The following is a 16,136-nucleotide window of genomic DNA, read 5'->3' on the forward strand; positions in this document are numbered from 1 at the left end:
TTTGATAGCTTCCATCCAGATACTTTATACTCAACGGAACGAGAATGTTTTTTAAACTTAGGGTAGCCTTTCTTTCCTTTAACTTTATTTTGGCAATTATCGTAAAACCGAGTAATTGCCCGCAAGGTTCTTTCTACAGCAGTCTGGCAAGCATGGGAGTTTAAATCATCAACAAATTTAAACTCTTTCCTTAATGCTGTGTTGTACCGAAATAACTCTGTTTTGGCAACACCCTGATTATCCATCCAATAACGCAGAACTTTATTGCGAACAAATTGGGTTGTTCGTATTGCCTCATTAATGGCTTCTATCTGATTAGGTTTTGGCTTAACTTTGTATTCTAGTACAAACATTTTGACAATGCTTGACTGAGTATCAATATTTTAGCACAAAGGAAATAAAATGGCAACTTAATATTTTAAAAGCCGCCCGACCCTGCGCGGGCATGGCGGGGCTTGTACCCAAATTTTCGGTCACACCGAAGGCTGAGGCTGATAGCTTGACCCTATAATAATTAGAAATATGTAACTCGATCAACTGACTTTATGACCTTGCCTCTCGATGTTCCCACGGCGATTAATCAACGTCGTTCTATTAAAACTTTTACCACCGATCCGATCGCCCCAGAACTGCTAAAAACCCTAGTAGAATTAACCGTTGCCGCACCTAGTAGTTTCAACATCCAAGATTGGCGAATTATTCTAGTACAAGATCCGGCACAAAAGGCCGCTTTAGCCGAGGCCGCTTGGGGACAAAAGCAAATTATCCAAGCACCGGTTACTTTTGTTTTCGCTGCCGATGCTGCCGCAGGAGGAGGAGATCTAACCCCCATCTATGAACAGGCTCTCAGTACGGGTGCTTGGAACGAAGGCACGGTAAAATATTTTCAACAGGCAATCCCCGGATTTCAAAAGGATTTGGGCGAAAAAACCCGGGAATACGCGATTAAGGATGCCATGATCGCCGCTACTCATCTGGTTTTGGCTGCTGAAAGTCTCGGTTTATCTAGTTGTTTTCTCAACGGTTGGATTGAGGACAAGGTAAAAGCTGTGATCGGTGCTGCCGATCATCCCCATCTAGCGATCGCTGTTGTCGTTCCCATCGGTTACGCGGCGGAACCGCGGCTTAATCCGGGGCGTTTACCCTTAGATTACAATGTTTTTGTGGATCGCTTGGGTAATCCCTATCAAATCTAAACTTTAGCGATGACTTTCTCTCCCTCAGCTTGGTTAACGCCCTTTTTTAACACTCCCCTTTGGCGCGCTGGGGGAGTTTCCATCACTCTTGGTTGGATTGTTAGTATTCTTGTACTGTTTGTTCTTGTCACCTGTCTGACGATCGCTTTTAAAAGTTTACTAAAAAATCGTCTGCTGAAAAGTATCGGTTTTGATGAAGGTAATCGAGAAGCGATCGCAACTCTGGCTAGTTTTGCTTTTGGGGCTTTTGGTTATATTATCGCCCTACAATTGACTGGATTCAATCTCGCTTCGATCGCTGTTTTAGCCGGTGGTTTGGGGGTGGGTATCGGTTTCGGTTTGCAGGAGTTAACCAAAAATCTCACCAGTGGTTTAACTTTGTTGGTGGAACGCAAGTTAAAAGTGGGCGATTTTATCGAATTTGAGCAAACAAAGGGTTATATCCGGGAAATATCGATTCGTTCCACCACCATTCGCACTGTTGATGGTGCAGAGTTAATCGTTCCTAACACAATCTTAACTAGCAATCGCGTCCAGAATTGGCATTATCCCGACTCGCGCATTCGAGTCATTGTGCCGGTGGGAGTTGCCTACGGTACAGATCCTTTGATAGTGACGGAAATTCTGCTGCAATCAGCCTATATGTCGGTAGAAATTGCCTTTAATCCGCTTCCCAAGGTGATTTTTAACGGTTTTGGTGATAGTGCTTTAAATTTTGAGTTGTGGGTATGGGTGGAAAAAGTCGAACAGGCCGTTTTTCTGAGAAGTTCCCTACACTTCATTATCGAGCATAATCTGCGTCATCGGGGCATAACGATTCCTTTTCCCCAGCGAGAGTTATGGTTGCATAATACCGACAGTTTTGAGGCAGTTAAGGAACAGGATCAGGAGATAGTTAAACCTTCAAAACCGCTATCGTTAAAAGAAATGTTATTGGAGGTGAGTTACTTTAAACATTTTAACGATCTGCAATTGCGTGTATTAATTGAAATGGGTTGTCGTAAACATCTCCAGGACGGGGATATTTTAATTAGACAGGGAGAAAGAACTAATTATTTCTGTATTGTTTTGCAGGGACAAATGGATGCTTTTTATGAAAACGATAAAATCAGTCGTAAAATTTTTACTTTTAATAAAGGTCAATATTTTGGGGAATTACCGTTAATGTTAGAGGTTCCCTATCCCACCACTATGCAAGCAGTGGGGGAAACCTTGTTATTTTTGCTCGATCGTCAGGGGTTTCAGCATCTTATCACTACTTATCCGGCTCTAGCGGAGGAATTCACTCAGGCAATCGCCCAACGTCAAGAGGAATTGGGCGAATGTCAGCAGAAATTGCGAGAAATGGGGCTTTTAGACTCGGAAGACCTGAAAAATCCCGTCTCTTGGCTGCGACAACGGTTAAAGAGCTTTTTTGCGACTTAAAAGGGAATGACAACAGATTTACAGCCTTTTTTCTCTCGCAGTTATCTTAATGATGAGGTACGAAGCTGAGAATAGGGAGTCGCTACCTGCGGACAACTGATAAGATATCCCTGTTGTTTTCAGGGATGAGAAGATGTGGACCTCCAAACCCCCTCGTACTCCCAGTCAAACCAAAATTTAAGTTATACTTCATCTATTTTAGCTTTTAATAGCAGGCTTGCGAATTAAAACCCCACCATTACTATTATCGCTGGTAATTACGCCCAATTCTGCTAAAAAAGTTTGATCAAAACGTTTCGGATAACCAATCGGTCGCGAGTAACCGAGAATTGCTGCCGGTAAAAAAGATTGATCGTCGTCATCGGGATCGGTTTTTATGTTTAAATCGAGATTAAGATGCAAGCGATGGAATTGACCAACAGTTTTACTGGCAATTCCCCGCAGACGAAAATCTAATTCCCTAGCATTATTTCCCGTCGGTAATCCTAAATCGGTACGAATGGCAAAAGCGGGAACATTATCGTATTCACGATTGAAATTATAGAAAAAACCTACAGATAAATTTCCCACATCAAAATCCGTATCATCACTATTAACTCGACCTCCCACCTGCGGATCGATGCCGATAATAATATGACCATTGCGAATAATACCGTTGAGGTATTCAATATCAAACTCACCTCCAAGATTACTATTTTCAGGAAAGACTAGACTTCCTCCAAATTCTATCGATTGTTCCCCAAAACCAATACTTTCAGCATCATCAAAAGAAAGGGGACGACCAGAATCAAGATTATTATGATCGTTGGCAAAAACTGGATTAGTTAAACTGGCAACTAAACCCAGAGCAATTAATAAAAATCTTCTCATTTTTTCATTTCCTCTTGATCATTGCTGTCGCCAGGTTTTTTATCCGTATTAGGAGGGTTTTCTGGAGAGTAATTTTCGTGGTTATGGTGTTGGTAATCTCCCCCCTCATGTCCCTGAGAATTATCAGGTTTTTTCTCAGAATTATGAGGATTTTCGTGATTATGATCTTCGTGAGAAATATCTGCTGGCATTAATCCCATCCCCGGAATTCCTGACTCAAAACGATGATCGTGTAGTCCTTCACCACCATAATTTTTTCCTGCTTCCATTCCTTGGTGATTAGCAGCCATTACTAACCAAATAGCGCGGGTAATTTGTTCGTCTTTTTGTTGGGTAGTTAGCCAATCTGATGCCAGAATATCATTAACCATATCGTGCAACATATGCAGGTTATCGAAGGTGTTAGATATTTCGGGAAAACGTCGGGCAAACTTGGGACTAAGTTCGGCAAACATCGGCATAAAAGCTCGATCAGTGCGATACAATTCCTGACTATGGTATTGTTTTCCTACCTGTTTATAAGCTTATTTTTGTTCTTCTAGCGTCTTCTCATAGAGCAAGTCATACATTGTTCCTTGTAACCAATGGTAGCCCCAAAATAAGCCATTAACTTTCGGATATTTCTGGCGAAAAGCTTTAGAATAAGGCTGGGAATCCAGATAACCCATATTCATCGGTAATCCGCTAATAGCATAGGGAACTTTTGTCAAGTAAAATTGATATAATTTTTCAATTTCTGCTTCTTTTTCCTTGTTAGTTAATTTGCTACTGGCTAAAACATCAACGGTTTGAGCATGGAAAATATGCGCCCACTCGAAAACCTGTTCTAAAACACCGTATTTTCTGCCAAAAGTTGGGGAAATATTACCCTCGTCGGGCATAAATTTAGGCGGATTTTTTAAAACCAAATTAATTTTTTGGTATGTCTTAGTGGCTCTACCGAACCTGCCATGTAAAACTATTAACAACTCATGCTTGTAAAGCTTGTATACTAAGGCTTTGAGTTTTTGTTAGATTGATATTTATCAACTTTAGAGCATTGCTGGGCAGAGAGGGAGCTTGAGGAATTTTCTACAGTGTAACCGTTACGATATCTTCGTAAGCAAAGGCATGACCAACAGCGATCGCATTCAAGTCTAAAGCTAAATCTCTGACATTATAAATTGCATTGTTATAAACCCCTCTTTGGGGATAAATATGATTACGTTGCTTGTTATACATCCAAGCTGGTATATTGTCAGGAATTGCTTGTAAAGTCTGAGTTTGAGGTGAATCAAGATGTAAATGTTGAGCAATTACAGGAGTAGAAATCAGTGCTACAGTTACCAATATAATCAACTTTTTCATGATAGTTAAACCTTGAGATTAGGGCAAATAAATTGATCGTCTTTTACAGGTGTATCCGTCCATACTTGCAGGGTTTCGGTTAATTGTTGACGCAATAAAAGCAATTGTTCCACTTGTTGATCGATCTCAGCAATATGTTTAATTAATTTTTCCTGAATATCTCCACAGGGTAACTCACCATGGTCATGAATTACTAAACATTCGCGGATCTCTTGCAGACTTAAACCCAAAGATTGTAATCTTTTGACAAACAGCAAGCGATGGACAGTATCGGGAGTAAATAGGCGAAATTGTCCCTCTGTCCTCTCAGGGGACTGAATTAGTCCTAATTCCTCGTAATAACGAATCGTTTTAATCGAAACACCACTTTCTCGGGAAAGTTGACCGATTTTGAGCATTATTTTTGCTCCTTAATCCTATCGTTTCCCCATGATAAAATCTCCCCCTGACTGGAGAATCAAGGGGGGAAAAGAAATATTTTTTTAACTGACTTTACACTCAACTCCAAAACCGACCAAGAGAACTTTTTCTAAGGGTTCCCCCTCCTGGGGACGTTGATAGTTAATAATTTTGCGAATTCGCAGGTCTGGATTGATTAAAGTAATTGAATCCACGGAAACACTGCGAGTATAATTGGTGGTCATTAATAACTCTCTGGTGGTGGAATCAAAGCGAAAAGCGGAGATAATTGGTCTTGCTTCTTCGTAGGCGCGATCACGAAGATAATCCCCTTCTAAATAACCGTTATTTTCTGCTTTAACCACAAATAAAAGATTAAGATTTTGTCGCACTTCTTCCCCTTTTTCCGAGATGGTATAGAAACCTAAATTAAACCCGGGTATAGTTTCTAAATCGGCAATATCGGGATAGTTATTATCTGTCAGAACTTTCTGTTTAATCTCCCTAGTGAGGGGTTGAATGAGGAATTCAGTACGGGAACGTTCCACTTCTTGATCAGCTAGATAATGATAGGTTCTTTCCGTTTGCCAACTACCGACACAATAGGCAAAAAATTGCTGAAAAACTTCGGTATTCATAGACTTAATTCTCCTCTTGTAAGTATTTTAATTTTGAGTTATTTTATCAGTAACTTGTTCCCTATTTTCAAAACCATAACAATCTCGAACAAGATAAAGTGGCCGGCCCTTTACTTCTTCATAAACCCTGCCAATATATTCGCCAATAATACCAAGAGTCAGTAATTGAATTCCTCCTAAAAATAGGACAGCAACCATCAGAGAAGCGTATCCGGGTACGTCGATTCCTAAAATAATAGTTCTGAGCATTAAAAAACTAGCATAAACAAGACTAACAAGTGCAATGATAAATCCTACATAGGTCCAGACTTTCAGAGGCAAAAAACTAAAAGAGGTAATACCATCGATGGCAAAATTCCATAATTTCCAGTAATTCCATTTAGTTTGTCCTTGATACCGTGGTTCTCGTTCGAATAAAATTGATGTCTGTTTATATCCCACCCAAGCAAATATTCCTTTCATAAATCTTTGACGTTCAGGCATTTTTTTAATTGATTCTACCACTCGGCGATCGATTAAGCGAAAATCTCCCGTATTAGGGGGAATAGGAACCCGACTTAATTTATTAATGACTTGATAGAAACCTTCTGCGGTGAAACGTTTCAAGCAACTTTCGCCAATTCTAACCCGACGGGACGCATAAACCACATCATAACCCTGCTGCCATTTTTCGATCATTTCGGCAATTAATTCGGGGGGATCTTGTAAATCAGCATCAATAGGAATTACTGCCATCCATTGACTGTAATCAATTCCTGCTGACATGGCAATATCTTTACCAAAATTACGGGATAAATTAACCACTTTAATTTCTGGATAACGTTGATGATATTCCACGAGATTTTTGAGAGTATTATCACGACTACCATCATTGACGCAAATGACCTCATAACTGGTATTTAGTGCCTCTAAAACTGCTAAAAGTCGGCTAAAGAGAACATCGATATTTTCCTCTTCATTATAGAGAGGAACAACCACAGATATTTTCACTGTTATTTGATTTGATAGCATATTAATTTACAAAAAATTAGAGAAATTGTCTAACAAATATCAGCAGTCAAAACTTTTTCGTACTTAGCGGCTGCTTGCTGCCAAGTATAATTATCTTCGATTAACTTGCGAGCGTTTCTAGATAATTTTTCTCGCAACTCTGCCGATTCAAAAAGACTACTAATCGCCGTACAATATTCCTGAATACTATTAGCCCTTAAGGCTGCTAAAGGAACATTATTTCCTTCCACTGTTAACCCTTCTAAACCTCGATCGCTGGCCACCACAGGCACCCCTGCGGCCATAGATTCTAGGGTTTTAAACTTCATTCCAAAACCCGTTCTTAGGGGAATAACTGCCACAGTTGCCTGATGAAGATAGGTGGTCATTGATGGTACTCGTCCCGTCACAATCACTCCTTTTAACTTAGTTAATTCTTGCACTTCTAGGGATGGATTAGCACCGACTAGAGTTAAAGTAGTATCGGGGTAAGTAATTTGAATACGAGGTAAAATTTCCCTAGCTAAAAAACAGGCCGCATCGATATTAACCCAATAATCTAACCCACCAATAAAAACTAAATTATGTCCAGCAGGAGCCTCGGGACGATAGGGAAACAAATCTAAATCTACTGCATTAGGAATTAAATAAATCTCTCCATTGGGAGCAAATTCTTCCATTTGTTTTTGATCATCATCGGTGGTGACGACAATTTTTGAGAATTTCTGCACAGTTTTTTGTTCGTAGCGACGCATGAGAGGAAGGTAGAGACGATCCCGTAATTCTTGACTAGAAACCCCAACTTCTAATTGACTTTTACAGGTTTGATAGAGGGAACTATGCACATCAATTACTGTCCTAATTTGCCGTTGCCATTGGGGACGAATATAAATTTCATTAACACTATGTTCACTGGTAATTACTGAGAATTTTTGACTCTTAACTGCCCTATCTATCCAGTTCTGCATCTCTTGACAATAGCCAAAAAGTACATTGGGAGGGGTTCCCGTTTGCAGGAATTGAGCTAATCTTTGCAGTTTAGCAATTATTCCAGTTTTGACATCTCGAGGACGGGGAAAAACTACCAATTCACTAACAAAGTTACCTAACTTTTCTACCTCCTCATCACTGACATCAGCACCACGCTGAACGATGAGAGTAATATCATGATTTTTGCTGAGATACTTGAGTAAATTAAAAGTTCTGCCCTGAGTTCCTCCTCTGGTTGGTGGATAGGGAAAGGCGGAGCTAATCATTAAGATATTCATAGCTATTTCTCCAAACGATTTTCTACCATCATGCGGACAATATCAGTCATTTTGTATTGTGCTTGCCAACCTAATTTTTCCTTAGCTTTGTTGGGATTGCCGCGACTAATGGCTAAATCTGTTGGTCTTAATAAACTTCGATCGGAAATTACATGATCTTGCCAATTTAAGCCAACAGTAGCAAAAGCTGTGGCGACAAAATCCTCCAGTTTTGAACTTTCTCCCGTGGCAATGACGTAATCATCGGGTTGCTCCTGTTGCAGCATTAAATACATCGCTTCAACGTACTCCAGGGCCCAACCCCAATCCCTTTGAATATCGATATTTCCTAAGTGTAAAGTCTCGGGACTTCCTTGGGCAATTCTAGCCACGGCAGCGATAATTTTTTGGGTAACAAAGCGCTCGGGACGCAGGGGAGATTCATGATTGAAAAGTATGCCTGAACAGGCAAAAATTCCGTAGGCTTCTCGATAATTAGCCACTTCCCAAAAAGCCGCCGATTTGGCCACAGCGTAGGGACTGCGAGGACGAAAAGGGGTATTTTCGTCGGCAGAATTATCGCCGATATCCCCGAAACATTCACTCGATCCTGCATTATATAATTTAATTTTTGCTCCGGTAAATCGAATTGCTTCTAAGAGATTTAAGGTTCCCGTGGCAATACTTTCTAAGGTTTCCACTGGCTGCTCGAAGGATAAACCCACAGAACTTTGTCCAGCCAAATTATAGACCTCATCGGGCTGAATTTTAATTAAGACTTGTAGGACACTGCGAAAGTCGTTCAGTGCCATCGATTCTAGTTTTACCTGTTCCTTGATTCCCAAACGTTTCAGGTTACTAAAAGAGGACATTTGGGCATCCCGGGAGGTGCCACAAACTGTATAGCCTGCTTTTAACAGTAATTCGGCTAGGTAGGCTCCATCCTGCCCCGATATACCACAAATTAACGCTTTTTTACTCATTTATTTACAATAATTTACTTTTGAGGGTTTAACATCGCCTTGGCGGCTTCGCTTAAATAACCGATTTGTCCGTAGGCATAGAGAAGATTCTCAAACCTTTTAGCAGGATCATTGATAAATTTGACAGATTTAACCAATCCTCTCGCTAAACGCTCACCTCCTCGCCTAAATTGAGCCAATCCCGTCCTTCCTGCCACTTCTTCCCGGTAGTGTTCGCTGATGCCTTGCCACCAACTGCGACGCATAAACCATTGACGATTGATTCTTTCTGGTGCCACATTGTGTTCCACCAGTGCCTCGGGAAAATAGCCCACTTGCCATCCCTGGGCGAGTGCCAGTTCCGTAGTGTACAATTCCTCGTTAGAGAGAAGTTTTTTGCCAATTCTTCCCAAATTAGGGTCAAAACCGCCAATTTTCTCCAAGAAATCCCGCCGAATTGAGTAATTAACGCCTCGCGGAGTTAAATTCGCCTGGCTAATGTATACCACATTGTCGCCCAAATCGAAAGCCCCTAAACCCTCTGCTAACTCATCGGATAACCAATTGGGTTGACTGTAGCCTTGCGGCCAAATTAAGGTGACTTTTCCGCCAGCTACTGCCAGTTTTTCGTTATTTTCGTAGGCATTTAACAGAATTTCTAACCATTGAGGACTAGCGATCGCATCGTCATCCAAATAGGCTAAAATCGGTGCTCTAGTTTCCTTCGCACCGCGATTTCTGGCGGTAGATAGCCCTAAAATAGGTTCGTAAACGTATTTTAGCCGCCCATCTCCCAGACGCGACTGGGCCACTTGACGGGTTTTATCGGTGGATGCGTTATCAACCACTAAAATCTCACAATCTGGACAGGTTTGCGCTAAAAGACTATCGATCGCTCCTGCTAGGTAGTGATCGCGGTTGTGGGTACAGATAATCCCTGCTATTTTAGGAGCCATGGCTATCAAGGTTACTCATTTAATATCCTAAAACTTAACATCCCTTGAGAACAATGTAAAAATACTTTTTAGCCCTCAGCCGTCAGCTATCAGACTTCGGCGCGAGCTTTTGTCGAACGCTTTTTCTCCTGATATCCCGATATCCCTCTTGACTAATAACTGATACAGCAGTTATCTTAATGGTGAGATAGGAAGTTCTCCTTTTGGGGAGCCAGTCGTCAATACCAAATTAGGTTATACTTTATGTTTATGCGAAAGGCTGTAACTGATGACTGAAATATTATGCCGAAAGTAACTGTTTGTATTCCCACCTATAACCGCGCCGATTATCTCACCTATTCGATTAATAGTGTGTTGCGGCAGACTTATGAAGATTTTGAGTTAATTGTCTGTGATGACGGTTCTTCTGATCGTACCCCAGAAGTGGTGGCAGCAGTTGAGGATTCGAGAATAATTTATCTGCGTCATCCCCAAAATATGGGCAGAAGTTTAAATATGCGATCCGGTTTTACAGCAGCTCGGGGAGAATATTTTATTAAATTCGATGATGACGATGGACTAACTCCTGAATTTTTAGCGAAAACTGTCCCTATTTTAGATCAAGAAAAAAACGTTGATTTTGTCTGTACCGATCACTGGATTATTGATAAATTTGGACAAAGAGTTGTATCAGCAACAAAAAAAAATTCAGCGAAATGGGGCAAAGATAGATTAAAACAAGGCATTATTCCTGATTTAGAAAGACAAACTTTTTCCTGTAAAAGTTTACAGGTGGGTTCGACTCTTTTTCGTTATCAATCTTTGGCCGATGTGGATTATATGCGCGCTGAAGCGGATGGTTGTGAAGATTTTGATTTATTAGTGCGTTTAGCTTTAGCGGGAAAACAAGCTTATTTTCTGCCGGAATTATTAATGGAATATCGTTTTCATGGGGGTCAAACTAGCTTAAAACAAGCGGTTCACTTTTTGCAAGCAAACTTGTTTTGTACAGAAAGTTATCACTTTAATGATGTAAAGTTAGAAGAGGAAAGAGTGAAAAGGATGGCTTTTTTAGAGGAATGTTTGGGAATAAAATTAATTGAAAAGGGAGAAACCGAAGCTGGGCGAGTTTTAATAGAAAAAGCCTCGCAATTGTTAGGAAAATCCCGACGAGCTAGACTGGGTTTACTGCTTTCCTATTTACCTCTAAACTTGAGACAACTGGCTTTTCAAGGTTTCCGTCAACTACGCTCCAAAGATTACGCCGAACAGGTAAGAGCCGTCTAAACTATAATTTATAGCAGTTATCTTAATGGTCGGGTAGGAAGTTTTCCTTTTCGGGAGTGGGTCGTCGATACCAAATTAGGTTACACTTCATCTTTGTGACCAACGCTGCCAGTTTTTTAATTTAACTAGGGTCTGCTGAAAAAGTTTTTCGTGGGGGCAGGGTGTGGGGTTTAGGGTGTAGGGTTTTACCGATTTTGAGGTAGTCAGTTACCTAATTTTCAGGGAAAAAGTACCTGAATTTTACCCCCGATCACCCCCAAGTCCGGCACTTTTTGAGGGAAAAAAAGTCTAAAAGCCTTATCCAACAAAGTTTTTAGATTTATTCAGCAAGCTTTAACTATCTATGGATACTATTCACGTTACGGGAATTCGTGCCTACGGTTACACAGGATATCTGGCCGAAGAACAGGTTTTAGGTCAATGGTTTGAGGTGGATTTATCCCTAGAAGTTGATATCAGCATTGCTGGCAAAAGTGACGCAATTGAAGATACCCTAGATTATCGACAGGCGATCGAAATTGTCAAACACCAGATTGAAACCGGCAAATTTGCCCTAGTGGAAAAATTGGCCACGGTTATCGCTGAGGATATCCTACAACTCGATCGAGTGCGACAGGTAAGAGTACAATTATCGAAACCTGCCGCCCCAATTCCCCATTTCACCGGTAAAATCACCATCGATATTACTAGATATCGTTGAGTTTACGGGTATTATCGACTAAACTTCGCGCAAAAGCGTCAAAACGTTGGGAAAGCTTCTCGTCAAGGATTTCTCCTTCTTCGTTGAAGACTTTCCACGCTTGTCCTAAGCCAATTTGTTCCGGAATTACCCAAGCGTGAACCCAACGGAGAATGATTCTTAAATCATTTAGGGCGTTACTATTGGATTGGCCGCCTAAAACACTGATTAATCCAGCAACCTTTCCCGATAACTCCTCAAAACTCATTAAATCTAGGGCATTCTTCATCACACCACTGACACTGCCATGATACTCCGGTGTCGCCAAAATTAATCCCGCTGCCGATTTAACCGTTTGCTGCATTTTGGCCACATCGGGATAGTCAGAATAGTCATCTCCCCCGTTACAGAAGGGTAAAGAGAGTTTTCTCAGGTCAATTATCTCCGTTTCTACTCCTAACCCCTGTACTCGACTGATAGCAACTTCTAACGCCATCGCACTATAGGATCCGGGGCGTAAACTGCCATTAATACCAACGATTTTGATCATAGAACTTATACAAACTCATAACGACTACATATAAGCTAACAAAAAAAGAGACAATTGGGGAAGCTTAGTTAAAAAAATATGTGGATGGGGCGGAGGGGGCGATCGATCTAAGTTTTAATGAGAGTAGAAAGAAAGATTTATTCCATTTCCCCTCATTGCCATGCCAGAATTTCTCGATTTTCTCAAACATAAATACGCCTATGTGGCTATTGGTGAATTCAAACCGGGGTGTTTTTCCGAGGCCCAAAAACTCTACGAAAAGGCCGTTTCCACCTATTCCACGGGATTCCAAGGGGCTTTTCTGCTGCAAAAACCCGGAACCGACGAAGGAATTGCCGTGATCATCTGGGATAAAATCGATGATATGGAGGCCAATAAAAGCGAAACCCATGAATTATTGCTGAAATCCATGGCTCCTCTGTTTGCAAAACCGCCTGTCACCGATTTTTATGAAGTATGTAGCGAGATAGAAGCTTCCCCCATTTAGAGGTAATGTTTCTTTTCGGTGGCGATTAATTTGGCGGCTAAAACCCCGCCTAGGAAACCAAATAAATGTCCTTGCCAAGAAATCCCCGGACGGGAAGGCAAAACGCCCCAAATTGTGCCACCGTAGAGTAAAAAGACTAGAATTGACAAGAGTATAGAAGGAATATTTCTCTGGAAATAGCCCCGCAGTAATAAAAAACCTAAATAGCCAAAAATCAAGATACTTGCCCCGATATGGATGGAGCCGGGAGTAGCAAATAACCAGACTCCTAACCCCCCCACCAGCATAGTCAACCCAGTCACAATAAAAAAGTCACTGGTTTCCTGTAACATCACCAACCAACCGAGAATCAGGAAAGGAACCGTATTAGCGATAAGATGGGGAAAGTCACCGTGTAGGAAAGGTGCGAAAAGAATACCCCGCAATCCGATGACTTGATGCGGAATAATCCCGAAAATGTCTAAACTGCCCCGAAAAACAAATTGATCTAAAATCTCTAACAGCCAAAAAATCGCCACAAAAGTAGCGAGGATTATTGCTTGGGTTTTTATTTCTTGCCGAGATCCTTGACTCATAAGATTGATGGATGAGCTATTTTTTCCCATTATAGCCCCCCACATCAGTTATCAGTTATCAGTTATCAGTTATCAGTTATCAGGTGTGAGTTTTCAGTTATCAGGTGTGAGAACGTAGGTTGGGTTGACGTATGAAACCCAACGTCTGCATGGGTTACACTACCGCTAACCCATCCTACAAATAATTGTGCCTCCCTACTTAATTAGCTTACTTTTGCCGCGGGACAAAGAGTGGCCAATTGACAGGAAAAACAAGCGGGATTTCTTGCTTTACAAACTGCCCGGCCGTGGTAAATAATACTAATAGAAAAAGTTTCCCAATCCGGTTGAGGTAGTAAAGCCATTAAATCCCGTTCAATTTTCACTGGATCGTTATTAGTAGTTAAACCCAAACGATTACTTAAGCGCTTAACGTGGGTATCTACTGTCACCCCCTCAATAATCCCGTAAGCGTGAGCGAGTACCACATTAGCCGTTTTTCTAGCTACCCCGGGTAAAGTTAATAATTCCTCCATTGTCTTGGGTACTTCCCCCTGAAAATCCTTGAGGATTTTTTGACAAGCACCCTGAATATTTTTAGCTTTATTGCGATAGAATCCCGTGGAATGAATGAGAGTTTCTAACTCCTCTCGCTCGGCAAAAGCTAAGGATTTAGCATCGGGAAAACGAGCGAATAAAGCAGGAGTCACCTTATTTACCCGCTCATCAGTGCATTGTGCCGAGAGAATCACTGCCACCAATAACTGCACGGGAGTTTGATAATTTAAGCTACAGGTTGCCTCTGGATATAATCGCTTTAAGTTGCTTAAAATTTCTAGGGCGCGCAGTTGAGGTTCAGTTTTTTTTCGAGAGTCCATCACTGGAATAAATCCTGAAAAACTGCTAGGTTAGCCGTGTCGCGCACGATTAAGAAAACTCCTAATCCTAAGAGTAAAACTAGACCTGTTTGCATGATGTTATCTTGCAGTTTAGTCGGGAGAGGTTTACCTACCAAAGCCTCGATTAATAAAAATACTAATTGACCACCATCAAGAGCAGGTAAAGGCAGAATATTAATTACCGCTAAGTTAATACTAATTAGGGCGGCAAATTGAAAAAGATTACCCGCATCATTACGAGCGATCGCCGCTCCATATTCGACAATTTTAACCGGTCCTGCTACCTGTTGAACACTGTCTTTGAAGTTACTAACTAACTGCCCAAAACCTTGCACGGTTAATAGGATTAATCGCTGAAATTCCCCCGCACCCAAGCTAAAAGCTTGCCCAAAATTATCGGCTTTCAGGCGAGTTTCTTCACCGTTAGGAGCCAATCTAACCCCAATTTTACCCTGACCATCACTTCCCAATTCAGGAGTAACGATTAAATCGATCGTTTCTGTCGGGCGTTTGATGGTTAATTTTAGGGGTTGAGCGGGGGAAGATTGAATAATGTCACGGAAGTCAATAATGGCATTTTGAGAAGCACCAAGGGGCTGATCATTGATAGCGAGAACGATATCCCCCGCTTGTATTCCCGCTTGTTTAGCGACGGAATTTTCAGCCGTAAAAACTTCAGGAATAATTACCCCTTCTTGATAGTTAATTTGGGGAAAACCCACCGTAGCGACTTGGGTAACAAGCAAAAAATAGGCAAAAATTAAATTAGCAATTACTCCCGCACTAATGACGATAGCTCGATCGAAAACAGGACGATTGCGTAATAAATCAGGGTCGTTATTGGGAATTTGACTATCGGGATCGTCATCGGGAAAACCAACGTAACCCCCTAAAGGAATGGCGCGGAGGGCGTATTCCGTTTCTTTACCTTGATATTTAGCTAAAGCTGGACCAAAACCGATAGAAAAGCGATTAACATGGATAGATTGCCAACGAGCAGCGGCAAAATGACCCAATTCGTGAACGACAATTAATAGGGCAAGTACACCGATCGCTATTAAAACTGACATGATGATCAAAATATAATGACTTAGCTTTTGTTTATTGTAAGCGATCCTCTTGGATAGATTTCAAAAAATCTTGAGTTATCGCTAATTTTTCGATCATTTATGATAGAAGTGATCTTAACTGCCTAATCTGACCTAACGGAGAGCGATCGATGCCTTTGAGTGAGCGCGCCCAGCAATTAATCCCAAAAGCGAGAATCATCAGTTTCGCTGATTGGCCCTATCAGCAAGCAGCGATCGCTATTTGGCAACAAGCAGATGATCAAACTTGCTATCTCAGCGATAGCGATTTAGATACTATCGTCAATTTAGAGCCTGATTTACTTGTTTATAGTCAACAAGCTCGAAAACTGCGGGATAATGCTAATATTATCGTTGATAACGCTCGTCAGACTGTCTTAAGTCAATTTACCACCATTTTTTACCCCGGAGGCGATCTTTATCCACCTCACCGCGCCGAAGCTTGTTGGCGTGATTTCTGGAACTTTTTACCGAAATTTTGGGTTAAAGCCCCGTCCTTTTAGGACGGCTTTTTAAACTATAGCTTGTTAACTTAACTTTTATTGTGCTATACTGATTTTATCTAAGTACCCCCTGCGTAAAA

16 protein-coding genes and 3 pseudogenes are annotated in these 16,136 nt (G+C 41.2%); 6 read left to right on the plus strand and 13 right to left on the minus strand.

The window, feature by feature from the left end:
* Window positions 1–353: pseudogene (locus tag EWV84_RS08880) on the minus strand (RNA-guided endonuclease TnpB family protein); the annotation flags it as partial.
* Between the two features lie 192 nt (window positions 354–545).
* On the opposite strand from EWV84_RS08880, the gene EWV84_RS08885 reads away from it, so the two are divergent.
* Window positions 546–1,196, plus strand: coding sequence for a nitroreductase family protein (locus EWV84_RS08885; RefSeq protein ID WP_287077713.1), 651 nt, complete (start codon window positions 546–548; stop codon window positions 1,194–1,196).
* A gap of 9 nt (window positions 1,197–1,205) precedes the next feature.
* Complete coding sequence (locus EWV84_RS08890) at window positions 1,206–2,621, plus strand: mechanosensitive ion channel domain-containing protein (RefSeq protein WP_287077714.1); 1,416 nt, start codon at window positions 1,206–1,208, stop codon at window positions 2,619–2,621.
* A 219-nt stretch (window positions 2,622–2,840) separates the two neighbouring features.
* Here EWV84_RS08890 and EWV84_RS08895 read toward each other — a convergent pair.
* The 8 genes and pseudogenes from EWV84_RS08895 to EWV84_RS08940 form a co-directional block, all read right to left on the minus strand.
* Window positions 2,841–3,491, minus strand: a pseudogene (locus EWV84_RS08895) (hypothetical protein); the annotation flags it as partial.
* Window positions 3,488–4,838 (minus strand): annotated as a pseudogene (locus EWV84_RS22855) (hypothetical protein). The pseudogenes EWV84_RS08895 and EWV84_RS22855, both read right to left, overlap by 4 nt.
* A 5-nt stretch (window positions 4,839–4,843) precedes the next feature.
* On the minus strand, window positions 4,844–5,236 hold the full coding sequence (locus EWV84_RS08915; protein WP_286824873.1) for a MerR family transcriptional regulator: 393 nt from the start codon (window positions 5,234–5,236) through the stop codon (window positions 4,844–4,846).
* Between the two features lie 84 nt (window positions 5,237–5,320).
* On the minus strand, window positions 5,321–5,875 hold the full coding sequence (locus tag EWV84_RS08920) for a phycobiliprotein lyase (protein WP_287077719.1): 555 nt from the start codon (window positions 5,873–5,875) through the stop codon (window positions 5,321–5,323).
* Window positions 5,876–5,902: 27 nt separating this feature from the next.
* The gene (locus tag EWV84_RS08925) at window positions 5,903–6,886 is read right to left on the minus strand and encodes a glycosyltransferase family 2 protein (protein ID WP_287077720.1); all 984 of its coding nucleotides are present in this window, start codon (window positions 6,884–6,886) and stop codon (window positions 5,903–5,905) included.
* Window positions 6,887–6,915: 29 nt separating this feature from the next.
* Entirely contained in the window at window positions 6,916–8,133 is a 1,218-nt protein-coding gene (locus tag EWV84_RS08930; protein WP_287077721.1) for a glycosyltransferase family 4 protein, read from the minus strand.
* 2 nt (window positions 8,134–8,135) lie between these two features.
* Entirely contained in the window at window positions 8,136–9,095 is a 960-nt protein-coding gene (locus tag EWV84_RS08935) for a GDP-mannose 4,6-dehydratase (RefSeq protein ID WP_287077722.1), read from the minus strand.
* Window positions 9,096–9,109: 14 nt separating this feature from the next.
* Window positions 9,110–10,030, minus strand: coding sequence for a glycosyltransferase family 2 protein (locus tag EWV84_RS08940; RefSeq protein ID WP_287077723.1), 921 nt, complete (start codon window positions 10,028–10,030; stop codon window positions 9,110–9,112).
* 282 nt (window positions 10,031–10,312) lie between these two features.
* Here EWV84_RS08940 and EWV84_RS08945 point away from each other — a divergent pair, with 282 nt between their 5' ends.
* Window positions 10,313–11,296, plus strand: a complete 984-nt coding sequence (locus EWV84_RS08945; RefSeq protein WP_287077724.1) for a glycosyltransferase family 2 protein — start codon at window positions 10,313–10,315, stop codon at window positions 11,294–11,296.
* Between the two features lie 343 nt (window positions 11,297–11,639).
* Complete coding sequence (gene folB, locus EWV84_RS08950; protein WP_286824881.1) at window positions 11,640–11,996, plus strand: dihydroneopterin aldolase; 357 nt, start codon at window positions 11,640–11,642, stop codon at window positions 11,994–11,996.
* On the opposite strand, the gene EWV84_RS08955 is transcribed toward folB, so the two are convergent.
* Window positions 11,983–12,525 (minus strand): NADPH-dependent FMN reductase, encoded by a 543-nt coding sequence (locus EWV84_RS08955; RefSeq protein ID WP_287077725.1) that lies wholly within the window; start codon window positions 12,523–12,525, stop codon window positions 11,983–11,985. The two genes, folB and EWV84_RS08955, sit on opposite strands and share 14 nt — an antisense overlap.
* Before the next feature lie 160 nt (window positions 12,526–12,685).
* Here EWV84_RS08955 and EWV84_RS08960 point away from each other — a divergent pair, with 160 nt between their 5' ends.
* On the plus strand, window positions 12,686–13,012 hold the full coding sequence (locus tag EWV84_RS08960; RefSeq protein ID WP_286824883.1) for an antibiotic biosynthesis monooxygenase: 327 nt from the start codon (window positions 12,686–12,688) through the stop codon (window positions 13,010–13,012).
* On the opposite strand, the gene EWV84_RS08965 is transcribed toward EWV84_RS08960, so the two are convergent.
* The 3 genes from EWV84_RS08965 to rseP form a co-directional block, all read right to left on the minus strand.
* On the minus strand, window positions 13,009–13,617 hold the full coding sequence (locus tag EWV84_RS08965) for a rhomboid family intramembrane serine protease (RefSeq protein WP_286824884.1): 609 nt from the start codon (window positions 13,615–13,617) through the stop codon (window positions 13,009–13,011). The two genes, EWV84_RS08960 and EWV84_RS08965, sit on opposite strands and share 4 nt — an antisense overlap.
* 173 nt (window positions 13,618–13,790) lie before the next feature.
* Window positions 13,791–14,444: an endonuclease III gene (gene nth / locus EWV84_RS08970; protein WP_287077726.1), complete on the minus strand. Its 654-nt coding sequence runs from the start codon at window positions 14,442–14,444 to the stop codon at window positions 13,791–13,793.
* Window positions 14,444–15,535 (minus strand): RIP metalloprotease RseP, encoded by a 1,092-nt coding sequence (rseP, locus tag EWV84_RS08975; protein WP_286824886.1) that lies wholly within the window; start codon window positions 15,533–15,535, stop codon window positions 14,444–14,446. Before rseP ends, nth begins: the two co-directional genes overlap by 1 nt.
* A gap of 149 nt (window positions 15,536–15,684) precedes the next feature.
* Between rseP and EWV84_RS08980 the strand changes: the two genes are divergently transcribed.
* A complete protein-coding gene (locus EWV84_RS08980) occupies window positions 15,685–16,056 on the plus strand; it encodes a bilin-binding protein (RefSeq protein WP_287077727.1) in 372 nt (123 codons plus the stop codon).
* Window positions 16,057–16,136 lie beyond the last annotated feature (80 nt).

The sequence above is a fragment of the Microcystis sp. M_QC_C_20170808_M3Col genome (assembly GCF_007095505.1).
In the GTDB taxonomy this organism is placed as follows: domain Bacteria; phylum Cyanobacteriota; class Cyanobacteriia; order Cyanobacteriales; family Microcystaceae; genus Microcystis.

What these genes read in the sequence shown, in the direction of transcription:
- EWV84_RS08885 (WP_287077713.1), top strand. Translation starts at nt 546, where the DNA reads ATGACCTTGCCTCTCGATGTTCCCACGGCGATTAATCAACGTCGTTCT.
- EWV84_RS08890 (WP_287077714.1), top strand. Translation starts at nt 1,206, where the DNA reads ATGACTTTCTCTCCCTCAGCTTGGTTAACGCCCTTTTTTAACACTCCC.
- EWV84_RS08915 (WP_286824873.1), bottom strand. Translation starts at nt 5,236, where the DNA reads ATGCTCAAAATCGGTCAACTTTCCCGAGAAAGTGGTGTTTCGATTAAA.
- EWV84_RS08920 (WP_287077719.1), bottom strand. Translation starts at nt 5,875, where the DNA reads ATGAATACCGAAGTTTTTCAGCAATTTTTTGCCTATTGTGTCGGTAGT.
- EWV84_RS08925 (WP_287077720.1), bottom strand. Translation starts at nt 6,886, where the DNA reads ATGCTATCAAATCAAATAACAGTGAAAATATCTGTGGTTGTTCCTCTC.
- EWV84_RS08930 (WP_287077721.1), bottom strand. Translation starts at nt 8,133, where the DNA reads ATGAATATCTTAATGATTAGCTCCGCCTTTCCCTATCCACCAACCAGA.
- EWV84_RS08935 (WP_287077722.1), bottom strand. Translation starts at nt 9,095, where the DNA reads ATGAGTAAAAAAGCGTTAATTTGTGGTATATCGGGGCAGGATGGAGCC.
- EWV84_RS08940 (WP_287077723.1), bottom strand. Translation starts at nt 10,030, where the DNA reads ATGGCTCCTAAAATAGCAGGGATTATCTGTACCCACAACCGCGATCAC.
- EWV84_RS08945 (WP_287077724.1), top strand. Translation starts at nt 10,313, where the DNA reads ATGCCGAAAGTAACTGTTTGTATTCCCACCTATAACCGCGCCGATTAT.
- folB (WP_286824881.1), top strand. Translation starts at nt 11,640, where the DNA reads ATGGATACTATTCACGTTACGGGAATTCGTGCCTACGGTTACACAGGA.
- EWV84_RS08955 (WP_287077725.1), bottom strand. Translation starts at nt 12,525, where the DNA reads ATGATCAAAATCGTTGGTATTAATGGCAGTTTACGCCCCGGATCCTAT.
- EWV84_RS08960 (WP_286824883.1), top strand. Translation starts at nt 12,686, where the DNA reads ATGCCAGAATTTCTCGATTTTCTCAAACATAAATACGCCTATGTGGCT.
- EWV84_RS08965 (WP_286824884.1), bottom strand. Translation starts at nt 13,617, where the DNA reads ATGGGAAAAAATAGCTCATCCATCAATCTTATGAGTCAAGGATCTCGG.
- nth (WP_287077726.1), bottom strand. Translation starts at nt 14,444, where the DNA reads ATGGACTCTCGAAAAAAAACTGAACCTCAACTGCGCGCCCTAGAAATT.
- rseP (WP_286824886.1), bottom strand. Translation starts at nt 15,535, where the DNA reads ATGTCAGTTTTAATAGCGATCGGTGTACTTGCCCTATTAATTGTCGTT.
- EWV84_RS08980 (WP_287077727.1), top strand. Translation starts at nt 15,685, where the DNA reads ATGCCTTTGAGTGAGCGCGCCCAGCAATTAATCCCAAAAGCGAGAATC.